Raw genomic sequence first — 20,092 nt, 5'->3', positions numbered from 1 at the left:
TATGACTGGCACACCGCTTTCGCGAGCAAGCCCGCTCCCACATTTTGGATTGTGTGATGTTTACTGGATAAAAAAAACCGCAACCCTCGGGTTGCGGCTTTGTTGTTTCGGCATTCGGATCAGTGGGAGAACAACGAATTGCCCTTCTGCCCCGCCATTTTCTCCGGCTTGATCAGGAACTTCGCCAGGGCCGGCAGCAGCCACAGCGCACCGAACATGTTCCACAGCAACATGAAGGTCAGCATCAGGCCCATGTCGGCCTGGAACTTGATCGCCGAGAAGATCCAGGTACACACGCCGATGGCCAGGCACAGACCGGTGAACAGCACCGCTTTACCGGTGGATTTCAGGGTCTGGTAATAGGCTTCCTGCAACGGCAGCCCGGCGCGCAGGAAACTTTCCAGACGGCTGTAGATGTAGATCCCGTAGTCCACGCCAATCCCCACGCCCAGCGCCACCACCGGCAGGGTCGCGACCTTGACGCCGATGCCCATGAACGCCATCAGCGCGTTGCCCAGCACCGAGGTCAGGACCAGCGGCAGGACGATGCACAGGGTCGCCGCCCATGAACGGAAGGTGATCATGCACATCACCGCGACGCAGATGTACACCAGGATCAGGATGGTCAGTTCGGCCTGTTTGATCACTTCGTTGGTGGCCGCCTCGATCCCGGCGTTACCGGCGGCGAGGATGAATTCCAGGCCGTCCTTGTTGTTGGCCTTGGCGAATTCCTGCACCGCGTGTACCGCACGGTCGAGGGTTTCGGCCTTGTGGTCGTTGAGGAAGATCAGCACCGGCGCCAGCGAACAGCTGTTGTTGTACAGGCCGTCAGCGCGGGCGATCGAGTTGTTCAGCACATCCGGGTTGCGCGACAGGGTTTCCCATTTCAGGTTGCCCTCGTTCATGCCTTTGATCATCTGCTTGGACACGGTCACCAGCGAGATCGCCGACTGCACGCCCTCGGTGTTCTGCATCTTCCACATCAGCTCATCGATCGGCGCCATGGCTTCGTAGCGCGAGCAGCCTTCGGTGGCGGTCTTGACCATCACCACCAGCACATCGGAACTGGTGGAATAGTTGTTGATGATGAAATTGTTGTCCTTGTTGTAGCGCGAGTCCGGGCGCAGCTCCGGCGCACCTTGATCGAGGTCGCCGATTTTCAGGTTCTGGCTGTACCAGAGGCCGCCGCCGAAAGCGATCAGCGCCAGAGCGATGGAGATCGGTGCGACTTTCGGGCTGGCGAAGTTCGACAGGAAACGCCAGAACGGATGTTCGCGATTAGCGTCCTTCTTGCTCTTGGCAATCGCGCGTTTGCTGATGCCGACATAGGAAATCGCCACCGGCAGCAGGATCAGGTTGGTGAACACGATCACCGCCACGCCGATGGAGGCGCCGATCGCCAGTTCGCGGATCACCCCGATGTCGATGATCAGCAGCGTGATGAAGCCCACGGCGTCGGCAAGAATCGCGATCATCCCCGGCAGGAACAGTTGCCGGAAAGTGCGCCGCGCCGCCGTCAGGGCGTTATCGGCTTCGCTGGATTGCAGGGCGATGCCGTTGATCTTCTGCACGCCGTGGGAAATGCCGATGGCGAAGATCAGGAACGGCACCAGCATCGAATACGGATCGAGTCCGAAACCGAAGAAGTGCATCAGCCCGAGCTGCCAGACCACCGCCACCAGTGTGGTGCTCAACACCGCCACGGTACTGCGCAGGCAGTTGGTGAACCACAGCAGCAGGATCAGGGTGATGACGAAGGCGATGCCGAAGAACATCACCACCATCACCAGACCGTCGATCAGGTCACCGACCTTCTTGGCGAAACCGACGATATGAATCTTGACGTTGGGGTTCTGCGCTTCGAACTTGTTGCGGATCTTGTCCTCCAGTTCATGGGAGAACTGGCGATAGTCCAGCGCGAGCAGCTTGCCCTGATCCTGCGGGTCCGGGTAGGACTCCAGCAGCGGGATGTCGACGATACTCGACTTGAAGTCGTTGGCCACCAGACGCCCGACCTGCCCGGACTTGAGTACGTTGTTACGCAACATGTCGAGGCTTTCCGGCGAGCCGTCGTAGCTCTGCGGGATCACTTCACCACCGGCAAAGCCTTCTTCGGTCACTTCGGTCCAGCGTACGCTCGGGCTCCACAGCGACTTGAGGCCGGAACGGTCGACGCCGGAGATGTAGAACACCTCGTCGTTGATCTGGCGCAGGGTCTCCATGTACTCCTTGGAGAAGATGTCGCCGTCGGTGGCTTCCACCGAAATGCGCACGGTGTTGCCCAGGTTCGCCAGGTCGTTGCGGTGCTCCATCATCTTCTCGATGAACGGATGCTTGAGCGGAATCATTTTTTCGAAACTGGTGGACGGCCGGATCAGCGTGGCCTGCCAGAACAGGAAGATGCTGACCACCAGGCAGATCAGGATCACGGCCGGGCGGTTGTTGAAAATCAGACGTTCGAGGAACGTCGCCTTGTCCTGATGATGATTGCTCAAGGAAGTCATAGCCCCGCCTTCTTATTATTAATCTCGGCGCCGTTTGGCTGCGTGGTGTGCACGCCGCCCTGCCCTGTAAGAATCAGATTACCGTCGCCGGCCGCCGTCACCGAGGACAGCGAGATGCGGTCCGGGCGGTTGAACACGCTGAAGGTTTCGCCGTTATCGCTGCTGCTGATGACCGAGCCGCCGTTGCCGACGATCACGATCGAGCCGTCGGCAAGCAGGGTCGCGCCGGACAGACCGAACTCCAGCGCACCGCGCGCGGCCTTGAGTTCAACCTGCTGCCAGGTGCTGCCGAAGTCGCTGGAGCGATAGAGGTTGCCGCGCAGGCCATACGCCAGAAGAGTCTGGGGTTGTGCGGTGCCGATCACACCGAACAGCGAGCCTTGATACGGGCCCTGGAGCTTTTCCCAGGTCTGGCCCCAGTCCGGGGAACGGAACATGCTGCCCTGCTCGCCGACGATGAACAGCCCGGCGTCCTTGACGGCGGCGATGGCGTTGAGGTGGAACTGGTCCTGGTTGTCGAGGCGGTCACTGACGTCTTGCCAGTTCTTGCCGCCGTCGGTGGTTTCCAGCAGGGCGCCGTAGGCACCGACCGCCACACCGTGGTTGACGTCCTGGAACCAGACGTCGAGCAGCGGCGCTTCGCGCTTGAGGTCTTCGAACTGTTTGTTCCAGGTCAGGCCGCCGTCTTCGCTGGCGAGGATCTGCGCGTCGTGGCCGACCGCCCAGCCGTGCTTGTCGTCGACGAAATACACCGCCGTCAGCAGTTGCCGGGTCGGCACCTTGGCCTGGGTCCAGGTCTTGCCCTGATCGTCGGAATAGAGAATGTGCCCGCGATCCCCCACCGCCACCAACCGGGTGCCGGCGTGGACGACATCGAGCATCAGGCTTTTTGCGGCTTTGGCCGATTCGGTGGAATACACCCCGTCGGCTGGCGCTTCAGCGGCCAGCACGGGTGCCGACAAGGCAGCACAGCCCAGCAGGGTGAGTGCTGTGGCCAGCAACGCGGTGTTGCGAAACGCCGGCGGGCGGCAACGACTCATAGACCTTCCCCTATTTATTATTGTTAGGCCATTCGGCCTTAGGGCGCCGCAAGGGTGCTCGTGGTGACTGACAGGTCACAAGCATAGCCGTGAAACCCGCAGTCCAGAGCGCCTTGGGAAGCTGGCTCATCCTATCGGGCTTTGGAAACGTCTGACAATCGGCGCCACGTTATCTTTTGTTAACCGGATGGGCCTCCTGTCAGCGGTGATTTCCACTGTGGGAGGGGGCTTGCTCCCGAAGGCGATGTGTCAGGCACCAGAGATGTCGACTGATCCACCGCTTTCGGGAGCAAGCCCCCTCCCACAGGGTGCAATGGTGTTTGTGAGATTGGGGCTGGCGGATGAATACACCGCCATTCGCCGGATGGATGCGGCAAATCTTGCGTGGGGGACTTGCACGATCGGTATTATGGTATACCATCAGACGCACAGACACTCTTAATCCCCCTACGGAGCAGCTCATGAGTTTCGAAATTCGCAAGATCGTCAGCTATGTCGAAGAAACCTTCATCGAAGGCGGCAAGGCCTCTGACAAGCCAGTGACCATGGTCGGGCTGGCCGTGGTCATGAAAAACCCGTGGGTCGGCAACGGTTTCGTTGAGGATCTGAAACCGCAGATCCGCGCCAACTGCTCCGACCTCGGCGCGCTGATGGTCGAGCGCCTGGTGGGCATCATCGGCGGTGCGGAGAAGATCGAGGCTTACGGCAAGGCTGCAGTGGTCGGCGCCGACGGCGAAATCGAACACGCCTCGGCGGTGATCCATACCCTGCGCTTCGGCAATCACTACCGCGAAGCGGTCAAGGCCAAGAGCTACCTGAGCTTCACCAACAAGCGCGGCGGCCCGGGCACTTCGATTCAGATCCCGATGATGCACAAGGACGACGAAGGCCAGCGTTCGCACTACATCACTCTGGAAATGCAGATCGAAGACGCGCCGCGTGCCGACGAAATCGTGGTGGTGCTCGGGTGCGCCGACGGTGGCCGCCTGCACCCGCGCATCGGCAACCGCTACATCGATCTGGAAGAACTGGCCGCCGAAAAAGCCCAGTAATCACAATAAAAAGGCATTGCAGGAGCGCTCCATGATTCGGCTCACCGCTGAACTCACCCCGGCTGGTACCAGTTACCTGGCGACCGGCCAAGGCCAGCCCGTGGTCTTGATCCACGGCGTGGGCCTGAATAAAGAAATGTGGGGCGGCCAGATCGTTGGCCTGTCTGCCCAATACCGGGTGATCGCCTACGACATGCTCGGCCATGGCGCGAGCCCGCGCCCGGCCAGCGGCACCGGCCTGCTCGGTTATGCCGATCAGTTGCTGGAGCTGCTCGATCACCTGAATCTGCCCCAGGCAGCGGTGATCGGTTTCTCCATGGGCGGTTTGGTGGCGCGGGCGTTTGCCCTGCACTACCCGGAGCGCCTGCAAAGCCTGGTGGTACTGAACAGCGTGTTCAACCGCAGCGAAGAACAGCGTGCCGGGGTCATCGCCCGGACCGCGCAGGCGGCTGAACACGGGCCGGATGCCAACGCCGAAGCGGCGCTGTCACGCTGGTTCAGCCGTGAATATCAGGCGGCCAACCCGGCGCAGATCGCGGCCATTCGCCAGACCCTGGCCGGCAACGATCCGCAGGGTTACCTGACCACCTACGAATTGTTCGCGACCCAGGACATGTACCGCGCCGACGACCTGGGCAGTATTCAGGCACCGACGCTGATCGCCACCGGCGAACTCGACCCCGGGTCCACCCCGGAAATGGCCGAGCAACTGGCCCGACGCATTCCCGGCGCGAAGGTTGCGGTGCTGCCCGAGCAACGGCATATGATGCCGGTAGAGTCGCCGCGCCTGGTCAACCAGACGCTGCTGGAATTTCTCGAATACGCACACTCCCGACAAAACCATATAAAGGGGATCGTTGCATGACACTCGCACGCTTCCAGATGTGCATCGGCGGAGAATGGGTCGACGCCCTCTCCGGCAAGACTTTCGAAAGCCTCAACCCGGCCAGCGCGCAAGCCTGGGCCGAACTGCCTGACGCCGATGAAGCTGATGTCGAACGCGCCGTACAAGCGGCGCAGACGGCTTTCGACAGCCCGGCCTGGCGCGGCCTCACCGCCACCGCGCGCGGCAAGCTGCTGCGGCGTCTCGGTGACCTGATCGCGGAAAACAAGGAACAACTGGCGCAGCTGGAAAGCCGCGACAACGGCAAACTGATCCGCGAAACCCGCGGTCAGGTCGGCTATCTGCCGGAGTTCTTCCATTACACCGCAGGCTTGGCCGACAAGCTCGAAGGCGGCACCCTGCCGCTGGACAAGCCCGACCTGTTTGCCTACACCGTGCACGAAGCGATGGGTGTGGTCGCTGCGATCATTCCGTGGAACAGCCCGCTGTACCTGACCGCGATCAAACTGGCCCCGGCCCTCGCCGCCGGCAACACCATCGTGATCAAGCCGTCCGAACACGCTTCGGCGACCATCCTTGAGCTGGCGCGTCTGGCCCTCGAAGCCGGGATTCCGCCGGGCGTGGTCAACGTTGTCACCGGTTACGGCCCGAGCACCGGCGCCGCCCTCACCCGCCATCCGCTGATCCGCAAGATCGCCTTCACCGGCGGCGCGGCCACCGCCCGGCACGTGGTGCGCAGCAGCGCCGAGAACTTCGCCAAGCTGTCGCTGGAACTCGGTGGCAAGTCGCCGAACATCATCTTCGCCGACGCCGATCTGGACAGCGCGATCAACGGCGCGATTGCCGGGATCTATGCGGCCTCGGGCCAGAGCTGCGTGTCCGGCTCACGTTTGTTGGTGCAGGACGAAATCTACGACGAGTTCGTCAACCGCCTGGTCGAACGCGCCCAGCGCATCCGCATCGGCAACCCGCAGGAAGACCACAGCGAAATGGGCCCGATGGCCACCGCGCAGCAATTGGCGGTGGTTGAAGGGCTGGTGGCCGATGCCATCGCTGAAGGCGCGCGTTTGCGCACCGGCGGCAAGCGTCCGGCGGATCTGGGTGACGGCTGGTTCTACGAGCCGACGCTGTTCGAGTGCGACCGCAACTCGATGAAGATCATGCAGGAAGAGGTCTTCGGCCCGGTGGCTTCAGTGATTCGCTTTAAAGACGAGGCCGAGGCGCTGGCAATCGCCAACGACTCGCAGTTCGGCCTCGCCGCCGGCATCTGGACCCGCGATCTGGGCCGTGCCCATCGCCTGGCGCGCGACGTGCGTTCGGGGATCATCTGGGTCAATACCTACCGTGCAGTGTCGGCGATGGCGCCGATCGGCGGCTTCAAGAACAGTGGCTATGGACGCGAAAGCGGCATCGATTCGGTGCTGGCCTACACCGAACTGAAAACGGTGTGGATCAATCTCTCTCAGGCCCCGATGCCTGATCCGTTTGTGATGCGCTAGGAGTCCTGCGACATGATCGAACCCGGCATTTACAAAGACGTCATGAGCTCGTTTCCGTCCGGGGTCACGGTGGTCACCACCCTCGACCCGGAGGGCGCCATCGTCGGCATCACCGCCAGCGCCTTCAGCGCGCTGTCGATTGATCCGGCGCTGGTGCTGTTCTGCCCCAACTACGCTTCCGACACCTACCCGGTGCTGCGCGACAGCAAGAAATTCGCGATCCATTTGCTGTCCGCCGACCAGACCGCCGAGGCCTACGCCTTCGCCGGTAAAGGCAAGGACAAGGCCAAGCACATCGAGTGGCATTTGAGCGAACTCGGTAACCCGATCCTCGCCAAGGCCACGGCGATCATCGAGTGCGAATTGTGGCGTGAATACGACGGTGGTGATCACGCGATCATTGTCGGCGCGGTGAAGAACCTGATCCTGCCCGAGCAACCGGTGACGCCGATGATTTATCACAAGGGCAAGCTCGGGCCGTTGCCAACCCTGGCCTGATTAACACACCCAAATGCCAATGTGGGAGCGGGCTTGCTCGCGAATGCGGTGGATCATTCAACATTGATGTCGACTGACACGACGCCTTCGCGAGCAAGCCCGCTCCCACAAGGAGATCCAGGGTGACAGGAGGAATGATGAGTAACGAAAAGTACGAAAAAGGTCTGAAGATCCGCACCCAGGTGCTGGGCGAAGCCTACGTGCAGCGTTCAATAGAGAACGCCGACGACTTCACCCGCCCGTTGCAGGAAATGGTCACCGAATACTGCTGGGGCCATGTCTGGGGGCGTGAGGGTTTGTCGCTCAAGGAGCGCAGCATGATCAACCTGGCGATGATCTCGGCGCTCAACCGCCCGCACGAACTCAAGCTGCATGTGCGCGGCGCCTTGCGTAACGGCCTGAGTCGTGAGCAAATACGCGAAATTCTGCTTCAGGTCGGTATTTATTGCGGCGTCCCGGCAGCCGTGGACAGTTTCCGGCTCGCCCGTGAAGCCTTCGCCGAAGCCGACGCCGAGGCCTCCAGTTAACCCCTCGGCTGTTTTGATGCCCGTCTGGCATGGACAGCCACAGTAAAGAGCGGACCCCATGAAACGCCAGCCACTCGACGACAGCTTCAAGGTCAATCGCAACCCCGTTACCCTGCGCGAAATCGTGCTGGATAAACTGCGTAGCGCGATCATGAATTTCCAGCTCATGCCCGGCGATCGTCTGGTGGAGCGCGATCTGTGCGATCGCCTCGGTGTCAGCCGCACCTCCGTTCGCGAAGCCTTGCGTCACCTGGAGTCCGAAGGTCTGGTCGAGTTCGCCGATGCCAAAGGCCCACGGGTGGCGATCATCACCCTCGCCGATGCGGTCGACATCTACGAGCTGCGCTGCGTGCTCGAAGGCCTGATCGTCCAGCTGTTCACCCTGCGCGCCAAGGCCAAGGACATCAAGGCCCTGGAAAAAGCCCTCGACGAGAACCGCAAGGCACTCAAGGACGGCGAACTGCAACAGGTGATCGACTCGGTGCAGGGCTTCTACGACGTGCTGCTCGAAGGCTCGGGCAACCATGTTGCGGCCACTCAATTGCGCCAGTTGCAGGCACGCATCAGCTACCTGCGGGCGACTTCGGTGTCCCAGGAAAACCGTCGCGGCGCGAGTAATCAGGAAATGGAAAAAATGGTCGAGGCGATCAAGAGCGGTGATGCGCTGGCGGCGCATCAGGCCTGCGTCGATCACGTGCGCGCGGCGGCCGCCGTGGCCCTCGATTACCTCAAGCGCAAACAGGAAGAGACTGGCGCGACGCCTAACATCACCCTGCCGATCGCGCTGAAAGAACCGCGCATAGGTCACTGACATGTTCAGCCCGAGCTTTTGCCCGAAATGCGGTGGCCCTGACCTCGGTCAGCAGGTACCGCCGGGCGATACGCACGAGCGCCTGATGTGCCGCGGCTGCGGCTATATCCACTACGTCAATCCGAAGATCATCGCCGGCTGCATCATCGAGCAGGACGGCAAATACCTCTTGTGCCAACGGGCGATCCCCCCGCGTCCGGGCACCTGGACGCTGCCGGCCGGCTTCATGGAAAGCGGCGAGACCACCGAGCAGGCGGCGCTGCGTGAAGTCTGGGAAGAAAGCGGCGTGCGCGCGGAAATCGTCTCGCCCTATTCGATTTTCAGCGTGCCGAAGATCAGCGAGGTGTACATCATCTTCCGCGCCCTCGCGCTGGAGATCACCGGCCAGTTCGGCCCGGAAACCCTGGACTACAAATTCTTCGCCCCCGAGGACATTCCGTGGGACAAGATCTATTACCCGGCGATCCGGCAGATCCTCGAGCGCTATATCGAAGAGCGTCAGGCCGGGGTGTATGGGATCTATATGGGCAATGATGACAGCGGGAAAATCCACTTCATGCGCTGAGGATCACCGTTTCCCCTGTGGGAGCGGGCTTGCTCGCGAATGCGGTCAATCATTCAACATTTCTATCGACTGACACGACGCCTTCGCGAGCAAGCCCGCTCCCACAGGGGATTTGCGATGTTGCTTAAAGGGGAGCAATGCCCTCGACAATGACGATCTCCGCCCTCGCCCATTCCTCGCGATAACTTTTCGCCTCCTGATACGCCGCCGAGTGGTAGCACGCCAGCGCCTGCTCGTAGCTCTCGAACTCGATCACCACGCTACGCTGAGGCGTAGCCCTGCCCTCCAGCGCCTGGCTGCGCCCGCCCCGGGCCAGAAACTTCGCGCCGAATTCGGCAAACGCCTTCGGTGCGCGCTGGGTGTATTGGCTGTAGTGCTCGGCATTGTCGACATCCACGTGGGCAATCCAGTACGCCTTCATAGTGACCTCTTTGCTGATTTTGTATTATGGTATACCAATATATTTCCAACAAACCCTGAGAGTCCAGCATGGCCTTCAACAGCATCGAAGAAATCCTCGAAGATTATCGCCTCGGCAAAATGGTCCTGCTGGTCGATGACGAAGATCGGGAAAATGAAGGCGACCTGCTGCTGGCCGCCGACTGCTGCACACCCGAGACGATCAGCTTCATGGCGCGTGAGGCGCGCGGGCTGATTTGCCTGACGCTGACCGACGAGCACTGCCAGCGCCTGGGCCTTGAGCAAATGGTGCCGAGCAACGGCAGCGTGTTCAGTACCGCGTTTACCGTGTCGATTGAAGCGGCAGTCGGCGTCACCACCGGCATCTCTGCGGCTGACCGCGCGCGAACGGTCGCTGCCGCGGTGGCGAAAGACGCCCGTGCTGAAGACCTGGTGCAGCCCGGGCACATCTTCCCGCTGCGCGCCAAAGAAGGTGGGGTGCTGACCCGCGCCGGTCACACCGAGGCCGGTTGCGACTTGGCCCGCCTCGCCGGTTTCACCCCGGCCTCGGTGATCGTCGAGGTGATGAACGATGACGGCACCATGGCTCGCCGGCCCGATCTGGAAGTGTTTGCGCGTAAGCACGGGATCAGGATCGGCACCATCGCTGACCTGATCCACTACCGTCTGAGCACCGAGCACACCATTGAACGCATCGGCGAGCGTGAACTGCCGACAGTGCATGGCACGTTCCGCCTGATCACCTTTGAAGACCGCATCGAGGGCGGCGTGCACATGGCGATGGTCATGGGCGATCTGCGTCGCGAAGAGCCGACGCTGGTGCGCGTGCATGTGATCGATCCGCTGCGTGATCTGGTCGGCGCCGAATACAGCGGGCCGAGCAACTGGACGCTGTGGGCGGCGCTGCAACGGGTCGCGGCTGAAGGGCACGGGGTTGTGGTGGTGTTGGCCAATCATGAATCGTCACAGGCGCTGCTGGAGCGCGTGCCGCAATTGACCCAGCCGCCGCGACAGTTCAGTCGTTCGCAATCGCGGATTTACTCCGAAGTCGGTACCGGGGCGCAGATTCTGCAGAATCTTGGGGTGGGCAAGCTGCGCCATTTGGGGCCGCCGCTGAAGTATGCGGGGCTGACCGGGTATGACCTGGAAGTGGTGGAGAGTATCCCCTTCAGCGAATAACTCCACAGAACACCACGTTCCCCTGTGGGAGGGGGCTTGCTCCCGAAGGCTCCGTATCAGTCGACATCAATGTTGAATGACCCAACGCATTCGCGAGCAAGCCCGCTCCCACAATGGGTTTTGCGTTTCAGCCCCATTTCCTCGAACGACAAAAAATGGCTCCGCCAGATAACCGGTAAGGCAAAGTGCTTGCACAAAGTTTGGAATACCATAATATGATATTCCATAGACCGGATAACCTGAAAAACCGTCCGGCTACTGCTCCCGACAGGCGGGCAACAACGCAAGCCCGCTCAAAAACACAACAATGAGGGCGTGAAAATGGTGTTGAACAAAGCTGCAACCGCAATCCTTTTTGCGGGACTGCTGAGCGTGACCGGCCAGGCTGCAATGGCCGCCGAAAGCGTGAACTTCGTCAGCTGGGGCGGTAGCACCCAGGATGCGCAGAAACAGGCCTGGGCCGATCCGTTCAGCAAGGCCAGTGGCATCACCGTGGTGCAGGACGGCCCGACCGACTACGGCAAACTCAAAGCCATGGTCGAAAGCGGCAACGTGCAGTGGGACGTGGTCGATGTCGAAGCCGATTTCGCCCTGCGCGCCGCGGCCGAAGGCCTGCTCGAACCCCTCGACTTCAAAGTCATTCAGCGCGACAAGATCGACCCGCGTTTCGTCAGCGATTACGGCGTCGGCTCGTTCTTCTTCTCCTTCGTCCTCGGCTACAACGAGGGCAAGCTCGGCGCGGCCAAGCCGCAAGACTGGACCGCGCTGTTCGACACCAAGACCTACCCCGGCAAACGCGCCCTGTACAAATGGCCAAGCCCCGGCGTGCTCGAACTGGCGCTGCTGGCCGACGGCGTGCCGGCCGACAAGCTCTACCCGCTGGACCTTGATCGCGCCTTCAAGAAACTCGACACCATCAAGAAAGACATCGTCTGGTGGGGCGGCGGCGCGCAGTCGCAGCAACTGCTGGCCTCCGGTGAAGCGAGCATGGGCCAGTTCTGGAACGGCCGCATTCACGCCCTGCAGGAAGACGGCGCACCCGTCGGCGTGAGCTGGAAACAGAACCTGGTCATGGCCGACATTCTGGTGATTCCAAAAGGCTCGAAAAACAAGGACGCGGCGATGAAGTTTCTGGCCAACGCCAGCAGTGCCAAAGGCCAGGCCGACTTCTCCAACCTGACCGCCTACGCCCCGGTCAACGTCGACAGCGTGGCGCGCCTGGACTCGGTGCTGGCCCCGAACCTGCCGACTGCCTACGCTAAGGATCAGATCACTCTTGATTTCGCGTACTGGGCCAAGAACGGTCAAGCCATCGCGACACGGTGGAACGAATGGCTGGTCAAATGAAAATGGCGGCCACCGCGTCCCGTCCCTCCACTGCCACCGGGAGCGCCACGAGCGCTGCCGGTCCGGCCACAGGCAAGGCGAGTGCAATGGCGCAAGCCCCGTCCCTCAGACAACGCTGGCGCGGCGCCGGCAACCTCGTGCCGGCACTGCTGTTCCTCGGCCTGTTCTTTCTCGCGCCATTGATTGGCCTGCTGTTGCGCGGCGTGCTTGAACCGACCCCCGGCCTTGGCAACTACGAACAACTGTTCGCCAACTCGGCGTATGCGCGGGTGCTGCTCAACACCTTTTCGGTGGCCGGGCTGGTAACGATTTTCAGCCTGTTGCTGGGCTTTCCGCTGGCCTGGGCGATCACCCTGGTACCGCGCGGCTGGGGCCGCTGGATTCTCAACATCGTGCTGCTGTCGATGTGGACCAGCCTGCTCGCCCGCACCTATTCGTGGCTGGTGCTGCTGCAAGCCTCGGGCCTGATCAACAAGGCGCTGATGGCGCTGGGCATCATCGATCAGCCGCTGGAAATGGTGCACAACCTGACCGGCGTGGTGATCGGCATGAGCTACATCATGATCCCGTTCATCGTCCTGCCGTTGCAGGCGACCATGCAGGCCATCGACCCGATGATCCTGCAGGCCGGCTCGATCTGCGGCGCCAGTCCGTGGACCAACTTCTTCCGGGTGTTCCTGCCGCTGTGCCGGCCGGGTCTGGCGTCCGGTGGGTTGATGGTGTTCGTGATGTCGCTCGGGTACTACGTCACCCCGGCGCTGCTGGGTGGGGCGCAGAACATGATGCTGCCGGAGTTCATCATTCAGCAGGTGCAATCGTTCCTCAACTGGGGCCTGGCCAGTGCCGGTGCCGCATTGCTGATCGCGATCACCCTGGTGCTGTTCTACTTCTACCTGAAGCTTCAGCCGGAATCCCCGGTTGGCGCCAGCAACGCGAGGTAAGCCGAGATGCTCCTGACTCCCAATGCCATGAGCCGGCGGATGCGCTTCGGCTTGTATGCAACCACCGGGCTGATCGGTTTGTTCCTGCTGTTGCCGATCGTGTTCATCGTCCTGCTGTCGTTCGGCTCGTCGCAGTGGCTGGTGTTCCCGCCGCCGGGCTGGACGCTGAAATGGTACGGCCAGTTCTTCTCCAACGCCGACTGGATGAACGCCGCTGCGGCCAGCCTCAAGGTTGCCGTGCTGACCACGATCTGCGCCGTGGCCCTCGGTCTGCCAACCGCGTTTGCTCTGGTGCGCGGACGCTTCCCCGGTCGGGAAATGCTTTACGGTCTGTTCACCCTGCCGATGATCGTGCCGCTGGTGATCATCGCGGTGGCGGTGTACGCGTTGTTCCTCAAGCTCGGTTACACCGGGACCCTGTTCGCCTTCGTCGTCAGCCATGTGATCGTCGCGCTGCCGTTCACCATCATCTCGATCATCAACTCGCTGAAGCTGTTCGATCAGTCGATTGAAGACGCGGCGGTGATCTGCGGCGCCTCACGCCTGCAAGCGGTGTTCAAGGTGACCTTTCCGGCGATCCGTCCGGGCATGGTCGCCGGCGCCCTCTTCGCCTTTCTGGTTTCGTGGGACGAAGTGGTGCTCAGCGTGATGATGGCCAGCCCGACCCTGCAAACCCTTCCCGTGAAAATGTGGACCACTCTGCGCCAGGACCTGACCCCGGTGATCGCCGTCGCTTCGACGCTGCTGATCGGCCTGTCGGTGTTGGTCATGGTGATCGCCGCCGCGCTGCGCCGGCGCAACGAAATCAGCGCTTGAGCGCCCAGGAGTACGACATGAGTGCCGTGATCAAAGACGCATCCCAGCAGAACGACAAACCCCTGGTCAGCCTGCGCAATCTGAACAAGCACTACGGCGACTTTGCCGCCGTCGACAACATCTCGCTGGACATCAAGGACGGCGAGTTCCTGACCTTCCTCGGCTCCAGCGGCTCGGGCAAAAGCACCACGCTGTCGATGCTCGCCGGGTTCGAAACGCCGAGCAGCGGCGAGATCCTGGTCAACGGTCAGTCGCTGGTCAACGTGCCGCCGCACAAACGCGACATCGGCATGGTGTTCCAGCGTTATTCGCTGTTCCCGCATCTGTCGGTGCGCGACAACATCGCTTTCCCGTTGGCGATTCGCAAACTCGCTGCCGCCGAACGTGACAAGCGCGTCGATGCGATGCTGAAACTGGTGCAGCTCGAACAGTTCGCCCATCGCCGCCCTTCGCAGTTGTCTGGCGGACAACAGCAACGCGTCGCCATCGCCCGGGCGCTGGTCTATGAGCCACGCATCCTGCTGATGGACGAACCGCTCGGCGCGCTGGATAAAAAACTGCGTGAAGACTTGCAGGATGAACTGCGCCAGCTGCATCGGCGCCTGGGCATCACCATCGTCTACGTCACCCACGATCAGGAAGAGGCCATGCGTCTGTCGCAGCGCATCGCGATTTTCAGTCACGGCAAGATTGTTGGTCTGGGCAGCGGTTATGACCTGTATCAGAATCCGCCGAATGCGTTTGTCGCGTCGTTCCTCGGCAACTCGAACTTCCTCAAGCTCAAGGCCCAAGGCAATGCGGCGGCGAGCTTTGAGGGGCAGTCGTTGTCGATTCGCCTGACTGCCGGCTTGCACACCGAGCAGGATGTGCTGCTGATGGTGCGGCCGGAAAAAGCTGTGGCGCTGAGCGTGCAGCAGGCGAGCGAGGAGCCGCTGGCAGCGGGTTGGAATGAGGTGTCGGCCAAGGTCGTGGAGGTGCTGTTTCTTGGTGAAAGCCAGACCTGCAGCGTGGTGACGTCGGGCGGTACTTCGATGACGGTTAAAGCGCTGTCGGCGGCGGGCATACCGCTCAAGGCTGGCGATCCGGTGCGGGTGCGCTGGGCGACGGCGGACGCCTGCGTCTACACCGAATGGACCGACAGCGACCTCAACAAAGCCGCCGGCGCCCACTGACAGCTCCTACATAGGATTGCATTTCAACTGTGGGAGCGAGCCTGCTCGCGAAGGCGATGTGTCATTCAACACTTATATTGGCTGACACGGCCTCTTCGCGAGCAGGCTCGCTCCCACAGGGGGTTGGTGGTGTTCAGGCGATCGGGGTGAAACCTTCAATTTCGTCAGGCCACGCCGTCAGGATTTCGAAGCCGGTCTCCGTCACCGCGACCATATGCTCCCACTGCGCCGACAGCGAGCCATCCTTGGTCAGCACCGTCCAGCCGTCCGGCATGTTCTTCACATGGCGCTTGCCGGCGTTGAGCATGGGTTCGACGGTGAAGATCATCCCCGCCTTGAGCTTCATGCCCTGATTGGGAAAGCCGTAATGCAGGATCTGCGGCTCATCGTGATACACCTTGCCAATGCCATGCCCGCAATACTCGCGCACCACGCTGAAACCTTCGCTCTCCGCCAGGCTCTGGATCGCATGACCGATGTCGCCCAGTGTCGCGCCTGGACGCACCATGCGGATGCCGGCACACATGGCGTCGTAGGTGGTTTTGATCAGGTGTTGTGCTTCAGGCGTCGCCTCGCCGACCACGTACATGCGGCTGGTGTCGCCGAACCAGCCATCCTTGATTACCGCGATGTCGAGGTTGACGATGTCGCCATCCTTCAGCGGCGTGCCCGAGGGGATGCCGTGGCACACCACGTCGTTGACCGAGGCGCAGACGGTTTTCGGGAAACCGTGATAACCGACGTTGGCCGGAATGGCTTTCTGCACGTTGACGATGTAATCGTTGCACAACCGATCCAGCTCATCGGTCGTCACCCCGGCCTTGACGTGCGGCACCAGCATCGCCAGCACTTCGGCGGCCAGCTTGCCGGCAGCACGGGACTGGGCGATTTCGGCGGGGGTATTGATCTTGATCTGATTTCTCATGCGCTGACGGCTTCCTGAGTCAGTTGATGCAGATCCAGCCCGCCGTTCTGTTCGGCGCGGATCAGCAAGCGGCAAATGGCACTGTGGTCGAGGTTGGGGTGCAGCTCGGCGAGCATGCCGATGCGCATCCAGTGCTCGGCCTGCGCGTTGATCGAGCGGCTGAGCGCGTTGCTGGAGATGCGCAGGTTCTCGTGCATGTCTTCTGAAATCTTTACGATGCCCATATCCGATTCCGATACGAAGTGTATATGGATCGTATATTAGCCAGACGACGCCCACGATTGCAAACCTTGCGTGGGATTGCCAAATCGCGGGCAAAAAAAAGCTGCCCAAAGAGGCAGCAAAAACTTTAAGAACACGCGATGTATTGGGGTCAGGATAGTCGTCGGATAATGACAGTGTCATGACAGTCAATAATTCACTGAACCGCCCCTGCCCCGTCATCAGGATGTCATCAACCGCACCGCAGAATCCTCGCAAACCGTCTTGAGCCTTCGACGGATGCTTTGCAGGGATTCCCATGAAAGAAGACGCCTCGCTGTTTGCCGCCATCGACCTGGGTTCGAATGCGTTTCGGATGATGATCGGCCAGTCGGTGCGCAGTCGTAAGGGTTTCATGATTCAGGAGGTCAAAACCCTGCGTGAACCGGTGCGGTTGGCCGAGGGCTTCGACGGCGGTGCACTGGACGAAATGGCGCTGGATCGGGGCTGGCAGGCGCTGGCGCGGTTCGGCAAGAAACTGCGCGGGTTCGAGGCCGGCAAGGTGCGGGCAGTGGCGACCAGCGCGGTGCGCGAGGCCGACAATGCACAATTGTTTCTGCACAGTGCCGAACGTCATCTGGGCTTTCGCATCGACGTCATCTCCGGCCATGAAGAGGCGCGACTGGTCTATGCCGGCGTCGCCCATACCCTGCCGGGCGCTGAAGACATGCGCCTGGTAGTCGACATCGGCGGTGGTTCCACCGAGCTGATTCTCGGCCAGGGTTCGCAGCCGCTGCTCACCGAAAGCATCGCCATCGGCAGCGGCACTCTGGGTGCACGCTATTTCCCTGACGGACGGATTGCGCCCGGTGCGCTGCAGGAGGCCGAGCGCGTGGCGATCCTGCAATTCGAGAAAGTCGCCCGCCGCTATCGCGCTCAGGGCTGGCAACAGACCATTGGTTCCTCCGGCACGGCGCGGATGCTGGCGAAGGTGCTTAAAGCCAATCGCTTGAACGATTTCGGTCAGGACGGCATTACCTATGGCGGGTTGTTGCGTTTGTCGCTGTTGCTGCTGAAGGTGAAGAACGTGCAGCAGTTGAAACTCGCCGGTCTGCAGCCGCATCGCCAGAGCATTTTGCCCGGTGGGCTGGTGCTGATGCTGGCGGCGTTCAAGGTGTTTGGCATTTCGCAGATGGTGCCGTCGGAACCGGGGCTGCGCCTCGGTGTGTTGCACGGCTTGATGAGCCGGCACTGACACCCTACACACTCCAGTGTGGGAGCGGGCTTGCTCGCGAAGGCGGAGTGTCAGTCGAAAATTATTTAGCTGACACTCCGCTTTCGCGAGCAAGCCCGCTCCCACAGAGACGGAGTTAGCGCTTTACGCCAGTTCTTTGCGCAACTGGCGGGCAGCGGCAACCATGTGCACCAACGCCGCTTCGGTCTCCGGCCAGCCACGGGTTTTCAAGCCGCAATCCGGATTGACCCACAACCGCTCCGCCGGAATCCGCTGCGCCGCCTTGCGCAGCAGGTTGGCCATTTCCGAAGCATCCGGCACCCGTGGCGAGTGGATGTCGTAGACACCCGGGCCGATCTCGTTCGGGTAGTCGAAGGCCTCGAACGCCTCCAGCAGTTCCATGTCCGAGCGCGAGGTTTCGATGGTGATCACGTCGGCGTCCATGGCGGCGATGGACTCGATCACATCATTGAATTCGCTGTAGCACATGTGCGTGTGGATCTGCGTTTCGTCGCGTACACCGGAGGCACACAGGCGGAACGCTTCGGTTGCCCAGTCCAGATAGTGCTGCCATTGCGCGCGGCGCAGCGGCAGACCTTCGCGGAATGCGGCTTCGTCGATCTGCACGATCCTGATCCCGGCGGCTTCCAGATCCACCACTTCGTCACGGAGCGCCAGCGCCAGTTGCCGCGCCTGCACTTCACGGGACACATCTTCGCGCGGGAACGACCACATCAGCATGGTCACAGGTCCCGTCAGCATGCCTTTCATGACCTTGCCGGTCAGGCCCTGGGCGTAGCGAATCCACTCCACGGTCATGGCTTGCGGACGGCTCAAATCACCGAAGATCACCGCTGGTTTCACGCAGCGCGAACCGTAGCTCTGTACCCAGCCAAAACGGGTGAACGCGTAGCCGTCGAGTTGCTCGGCGAAGTACTCGACCATGTCGTTGCGCTCGGCTTCACCATGCACCAGCACATCAAGGCCCAGCTGTTCCTGGATTTGCACGGCGTGGCGGATTTCGCTGTACATGGCTTCGGTGTATTCGGCTTCGCTCAGCTTGCCTTGCTTGAACGACTGCCGCGCCAGACGGATCGACGCGGTTTGCGGGAACGAACCGATAGTTGTGGTCGGAAACAGCGGCAGATCAAGACCGGCGCGTTGCTGGGCAATGCGCTGGGTAAATGGCGATTGGCGCTGACTGTCCTGCGCCGTAATGGCCGCCACACGGGCCTGCACCGCCGGTTTATGAATGCGTGGCGAGGCGGCGCGGCTGGTCTGTACCGAGCGACTTTGGGCCAGGGCGCGCAGCACTTTCGGCGCTTCCGGCTCGTTGACCGCCTGCGCCAGCACCGCGACTTCCTCGCACTTCTGCACGGCAAACGCCAGCCAGCTTTTCAGCTCCGCGTCGAGTTTGTCTTCGCGGCCCAGATCCACCGGGCTGTGCAGCAACGAGCAGGACGGCGCGACCCACAGGCGATCACCCAGACGCTCATGTGCATGCTGCAAAGTCGCCAGCGCATGTTCCAGGTCGCAGCGCCAGACGTTGCGGCCGTTGACCACACCCAGCGACAGCACTTTGTAGGCCGGCAGGCGATCAAGGATGGTCGGATACTGTTCCGCTGCACGCACCAGATCGATGTGCAGGCCATCGACCGGCAGATTGGCGGCCAGACCGAGGTTTTCTTCCAGACCACCGAAGTAGGTGGCGAGCAGTTTCTTCAGCGGATCACGCTGGATCTGGTTGTAGGCACGCTCGAAAGCGTTCTTCCACTCCTGCGGCAGATCGAGCACCAGAATCGGCTCGTCGATCTGCACCCATTCCACGCCGAGGGCGGCAAGCCGCGCGAAAATCTGCCCGTACAGCGGCAGCAGGCGATCAAGCAGTTCCAGCTTGTCGAACCCGGCGCCTTTGGCCTTGCCCAGCCACAAATAAGTCAGTGGGCCGATGATCACCGGTTTGACGTTATGGCCGAGGGCACGGGCCTCTTCGACTTCTTCGAACAACTGTTCCCAACCGAGCTGGAACTGTTGATCGACGCTGAATTCCGGGACCAGATAGTGGTAGTTGGTGTCGAACCACTTGGTCATTTCCTGCGCGTGCGCACCACCGCAGCAGCTGTCGCTGACGCCACGGGCCATGCCGAACAAGGTCTGCAGGCTGGCCTTGCCATCGTGCGGACGGAAACGCTCGGGGATCACTCCGAACATCAGTGAGTGGGTCAGCACCTGGTCGTACCAGGCGAAATCCCCCACCGGCAGCAGCTCGATCCCGGCGTTCTTCTGCAACGCCCAGTGGGCCTTGCGCAACTCGCGACCCACTTCACGCAGGCCGGCCTCGTTCAGTTCTCCTTTCCAGAACGCCTCTTGCGCTTTTTTCAGTTCGCGGTCGCGACCGATGCGCGGAAATCCGAGGGAATGGGCCAGTGCCATGACAAACAACTCCAATGTCTTGTTGATGGCGGCCATTGTCGGGATCGAGCGCTAGTGAGACAAACTCATTTTAATCTTGATCAT

Annotated in this window: 19 protein-coding genes and 1 pseudogene; 13 read left to right on the top strand and 7 right to left on the bottom strand. The window is 61.4% G+C overall.

Features of this window, described 5'->3' with window-relative positions; translation table 11 throughout:
- Window positions 1-119: 119 nt before the first annotated feature.
- Together LCH64_RS00240 and LCH64_RS00235 are read right to left on the bottom strand one after the other, a co-directional pair.
- On the bottom strand, window positions 120-2,504 hold the full coding sequence (locus LCH64_RS00240; RefSeq protein ID WP_103484454.1) for an RND family transporter: 2,385 nt from the start codon (window positions 2,502-2,504) through the stop codon (window positions 120-122).
- A complete protein-coding gene (locus LCH64_RS00235) occupies window positions 2,501-3,544 on the bottom strand; it encodes a YCF48-related protein (protein ID WP_226499123.1) in 1,044 nt (347 codons plus the stop codon). Before LCH64_RS00235 ends, LCH64_RS00240 begins: the two co-directional genes overlap by 4 nt.
- A gap of 461 nt (window positions 3,545-4,005) precedes the next feature.
- On the opposite strand from LCH64_RS00235, the gene LCH64_RS00230 reads away from it, so the two are divergent.
- Genes LCH64_RS00230 through LCH64_RS00215 form a run of 4 tightly spaced genes read left to right on the top strand, consistent with a single transcriptional unit; the run spans window position 4,006 to window position 7,437 of the window.
- Entirely contained in the window at window positions 4,006-4,596 is a 591-nt protein-coding gene (locus LCH64_RS00230; RefSeq protein WP_226499122.1) for an amino acid synthesis family protein, read from the top strand.
- 31 nt (window positions 4,597-4,627) lie between these two features.
- The gene (locus LCH64_RS00225; protein ID WP_103484453.1) at window positions 4,628-5,461 is read left to right on the top strand and encodes an alpha/beta fold hydrolase; all 834 of its coding nucleotides are present in this window, start codon (window positions 4,628-4,630) and stop codon (window positions 5,459-5,461) included.
- Entirely contained in the window at window positions 5,458-6,939 is a 1,482-nt protein-coding gene (locus LCH64_RS00220; protein WP_134786603.1) for an aldehyde dehydrogenase, read from the top strand. Before LCH64_RS00225 ends, LCH64_RS00220 begins: the two co-directional genes overlap by 4 nt.
- Before the next feature lie 12 nt (window positions 6,940-6,951).
- Complete coding sequence (locus tag LCH64_RS00215; RefSeq protein ID WP_003225715.1) at window positions 6,952-7,437, top strand: flavin reductase family protein; 486 nt, start codon at window positions 6,952-6,954, stop codon at window positions 7,435-7,437.
- Between the two features lie 22 nt (window positions 7,438-7,459).
- Here LCH64_RS00215 and LCH64_RS00210 read toward each other — a convergent pair.
- Window positions 7,460-7,576, bottom strand: a pseudogene (locus LCH64_RS00210) (metal ABC transporter ATP-binding protein); the annotation flags it as partial.
- On the opposite strand from LCH64_RS00210, the gene LCH64_RS00205 reads away from it, so the two are divergent.
- From LCH64_RS00205 to LCH64_RS00195, 3 genes are read left to right on the top strand one after another with little or no spacing between them, the layout of a single operon-like run.
- Window positions 7,575-7,964, top strand: a complete 390-nt coding sequence (locus LCH64_RS00205; RefSeq protein WP_007968634.1) for a carboxymuconolactone decarboxylase family protein — start codon at window positions 7,575-7,577, stop codon at window positions 7,962-7,964. The pseudogene LCH64_RS00210 and the gene LCH64_RS00205 sit on opposite strands and share 2 nt — an antisense overlap.
- A gap of 58 nt (window positions 7,965-8,022) precedes the next feature.
- Window positions 8,023-8,775 (top strand): GntR family transcriptional regulator, encoded by a 753-nt coding sequence (locus tag LCH64_RS00200; RefSeq protein ID WP_045122494.1) that lies wholly within the window; start codon window positions 8,023-8,025, stop codon window positions 8,773-8,775.
- A gap of 1 nt (window position 8,776) precedes the next feature.
- On the top strand, window positions 8,777-9,340 hold the full coding sequence (locus LCH64_RS00195) for an NUDIX hydrolase (RefSeq protein ID WP_226499121.1): 564 nt from the start codon (window positions 8,777-8,779) through the stop codon (window positions 9,338-9,340).
- Between the two features lie 124 nt (window positions 9,341-9,464).
- Here the strand turns inward: LCH64_RS00195 and LCH64_RS00190 are convergent, their stop codons facing one another.
- On the bottom strand, window positions 9,465-9,761 hold the full coding sequence (locus LCH64_RS00190) for a DUF1330 domain-containing protein (RefSeq protein ID WP_226499120.1): 297 nt from the start codon (window positions 9,759-9,761) through the stop codon (window positions 9,465-9,467).
- Window positions 9,762-9,829: 68 nt separating this feature from the next.
- On the opposite strand from LCH64_RS00190, the gene ribBA reads away from it, so the two are divergent.
- The 5 genes from ribBA to LCH64_RS00165 all read left to right on the top strand — a co-directional run bounded on the left by ribBA (window position 9,830) and on the right by LCH64_RS00165 (window position 15,215).
- Window positions 9,830-10,939 carry a bifunctional 3,4-dihydroxy-2-butanone-4-phosphate synthase/GTP cyclohydrolase II gene (ribBA, locus tag LCH64_RS00185; RefSeq protein WP_226499119.1) on the top strand — a complete coding sequence of 370 codons (1,110 nt, stop codon included), beginning with the start codon at window positions 9,830-9,832 and terminating at the stop codon, window positions 10,937-10,939.
- Window positions 10,940-11,260: 321 nt separating this feature from the next.
- The gene (locus LCH64_RS00180; protein ID WP_003225720.1) at window positions 11,261-12,286 is read left to right on the top strand and encodes an ABC transporter substrate-binding protein; all 1,026 of its coding nucleotides are present in this window, start codon (window positions 11,261-11,263) and stop codon (window positions 12,284-12,286) included.
- A complete protein-coding gene (locus LCH64_RS00175) occupies window positions 12,283-13,227 on the top strand; it encodes an ABC transporter permease (protein WP_226499453.1) in 945 nt (314 codons plus the stop codon). The genes LCH64_RS00180 and LCH64_RS00175 overlap by 4 nt, the downstream gene beginning before the upstream one ends.
- 6 nt (window positions 13,228-13,233) lie before the next feature.
- Complete coding sequence (locus tag LCH64_RS00170; protein WP_003225722.1) at window positions 13,234-14,043, top strand: ABC transporter permease; 810 nt, start codon at window positions 13,234-13,236, stop codon at window positions 14,041-14,043.
- 17 nt (window positions 14,044-14,060) lie between these two features.
- A complete protein-coding gene (locus LCH64_RS00165) occupies window positions 14,061-15,215 on the top strand; it encodes an ABC transporter ATP-binding protein (RefSeq protein ID WP_226499118.1) in 1,155 nt (384 codons plus the stop codon).
- A 133-nt stretch (window positions 15,216-15,348) separates the two neighbouring features.
- Here the strand turns inward: LCH64_RS00165 and map are convergent, their stop codons facing one another.
- Together map and LCH64_RS00155 are read right to left on the bottom strand one after the other, a co-directional pair.
- Window positions 15,349-16,140, bottom strand: a complete 792-nt coding sequence (gene map, locus LCH64_RS00160) for a type I methionyl aminopeptidase (RefSeq protein ID WP_226499117.1) — start codon at window positions 16,138-16,140, stop codon at window positions 15,349-15,351.
- Entirely contained in the window at window positions 16,137-16,364 is a 228-nt protein-coding gene (locus LCH64_RS00155) for a ParD-like family protein (protein ID WP_003225727.1), read from the bottom strand. Before LCH64_RS00155 ends, map begins: the two co-directional genes overlap by 4 nt.
- Before the next feature lie 296 nt (window positions 16,365-16,660).
- Between LCH64_RS00155 and LCH64_RS00150 the strand changes: the two genes are divergently transcribed.
- Window positions 16,661-17,596 (top strand): Ppx/GppA family phosphatase, encoded by a 936-nt coding sequence (locus tag LCH64_RS00150; RefSeq protein WP_003225729.1) that lies wholly within the window; start codon window positions 16,661-16,663, stop codon window positions 17,594-17,596.
- 123 nt (window positions 17,597-17,719) lie between these two features.
- On the opposite strand, the gene metE is transcribed toward LCH64_RS00150, so the two are convergent.
- Window positions 17,720-20,008: a 5-methyltetrahydropteroyltriglutamate--homocysteine S-methyltransferase gene (gene metE, locus LCH64_RS00145; protein ID WP_226499452.1), complete on the bottom strand. Its 2,289-nt coding sequence runs from the start codon at window positions 20,006-20,008 to the stop codon at window positions 17,720-17,722.
- Window positions 20,009-20,092 lie beyond the last annotated feature (84 nt).

Origin of the sequence: Pseudomonas sp. MWU16-30322 (assembly GCF_020515535.1) — a bacterium.
Lineage (GTDB): Bacteria > Pseudomonadota > Gammaproteobacteria > Pseudomonadales > Pseudomonadaceae > Aquipseudomonas > Aquipseudomonas fluorescens_H.
The sequence above is the reverse complement of the archived record's forward strand: the minus strand, read 5'-3'. Positions and strand labels throughout refer to the sequence as shown.

Bases quoted from the DNA above. Each gene is read 5' to 3' on its own strand.
- LCH64_RS00240 (WP_103484454.1), bottom strand. From the start codon at position 2,504: ATGACTTCCTTGAGCAATCATCATCAGGACAAGGCGACGTTCCTCGAA.
- LCH64_RS00235 (WP_226499123.1), bottom strand. From the start codon at position 3,544: ATGAGTCGTTGCCGCCCGCCGGCGTTTCGCAACACCGCGTTGCTGGCC.
- LCH64_RS00230 (WP_226499122.1), top strand. From the start codon at position 4,006: ATGAGTTTCGAAATTCGCAAGATCGTCAGCTATGTCGAAGAAACCTTC.
- LCH64_RS00225 (WP_103484453.1), top strand. From the start codon at position 4,628: ATGATTCGGCTCACCGCTGAACTCACCCCGGCTGGTACCAGTTACCTG.
- LCH64_RS00220 (WP_134786603.1), top strand. From the start codon at position 5,458: ATGACACTCGCACGCTTCCAGATGTGCATCGGCGGAGAATGGGTCGAC.
- LCH64_RS00215 (WP_003225715.1), top strand. From the start codon at position 6,952: ATGATCGAACCCGGCATTTACAAAGACGTCATGAGCTCGTTTCCGTCC.
- LCH64_RS00205 (WP_007968634.1), top strand. From the start codon at position 7,575: ATGAGTAACGAAAAGTACGAAAAAGGTCTGAAGATCCGCACCCAGGTG.
- LCH64_RS00200 (WP_045122494.1), top strand. From the start codon at position 8,023: ATGAAACGCCAGCCACTCGACGACAGCTTCAAGGTCAATCGCAACCCC.
- LCH64_RS00195 (WP_226499121.1), top strand. From the start codon at position 8,777: ATGTTCAGCCCGAGCTTTTGCCCGAAATGCGGTGGCCCTGACCTCGGT.
- LCH64_RS00190 (WP_226499120.1), bottom strand. From the start codon at position 9,761: ATGAAGGCGTACTGGATTGCCCACGTGGATGTCGACAATGCCGAGCAC.
- ribBA (WP_226499119.1), top strand. From the start codon at position 9,830: ATGGCCTTCAACAGCATCGAAGAAATCCTCGAAGATTATCGCCTCGGC.
- LCH64_RS00180 (WP_003225720.1), top strand. From the start codon at position 11,261: ATGGTGTTGAACAAAGCTGCAACCGCAATCCTTTTTGCGGGACTGCTG.
- LCH64_RS00175 (WP_226499453.1), top strand. From the start codon at position 12,283: ATGAAAATGGCGGCCACCGCGTCCCGTCCCTCCACTGCCACCGGGAGC.
- LCH64_RS00170 (WP_003225722.1), top strand. From the start codon at position 13,234: ATGCTCCTGACTCCCAATGCCATGAGCCGGCGGATGCGCTTCGGCTTG.
- LCH64_RS00165 (WP_226499118.1), top strand. From the start codon at position 14,061: ATGAGTGCCGTGATCAAAGACGCATCCCAGCAGAACGACAAACCCCTG.
- map (WP_226499117.1), bottom strand. From the start codon at position 16,140: ATGAGAAATCAGATCAAGATCAATACCCCCGCCGAAATCGCCCAGTCC.
- LCH64_RS00155 (WP_003225727.1), bottom strand. From the start codon at position 16,364: ATGGGCATCGTAAAGATTTCAGAAGACATGCACGAGAACCTGCGCATC.
- LCH64_RS00150 (WP_003225729.1), top strand. From the start codon at position 16,661: ATGAAAGAAGACGCCTCGCTGTTTGCCGCCATCGACCTGGGTTCGAAT.
- metE (WP_226499452.1), bottom strand. From the start codon at position 20,008: ATGGCACTGGCCCATTCCCTCGGATTTCCGCGCATCGGTCGCGACCGC.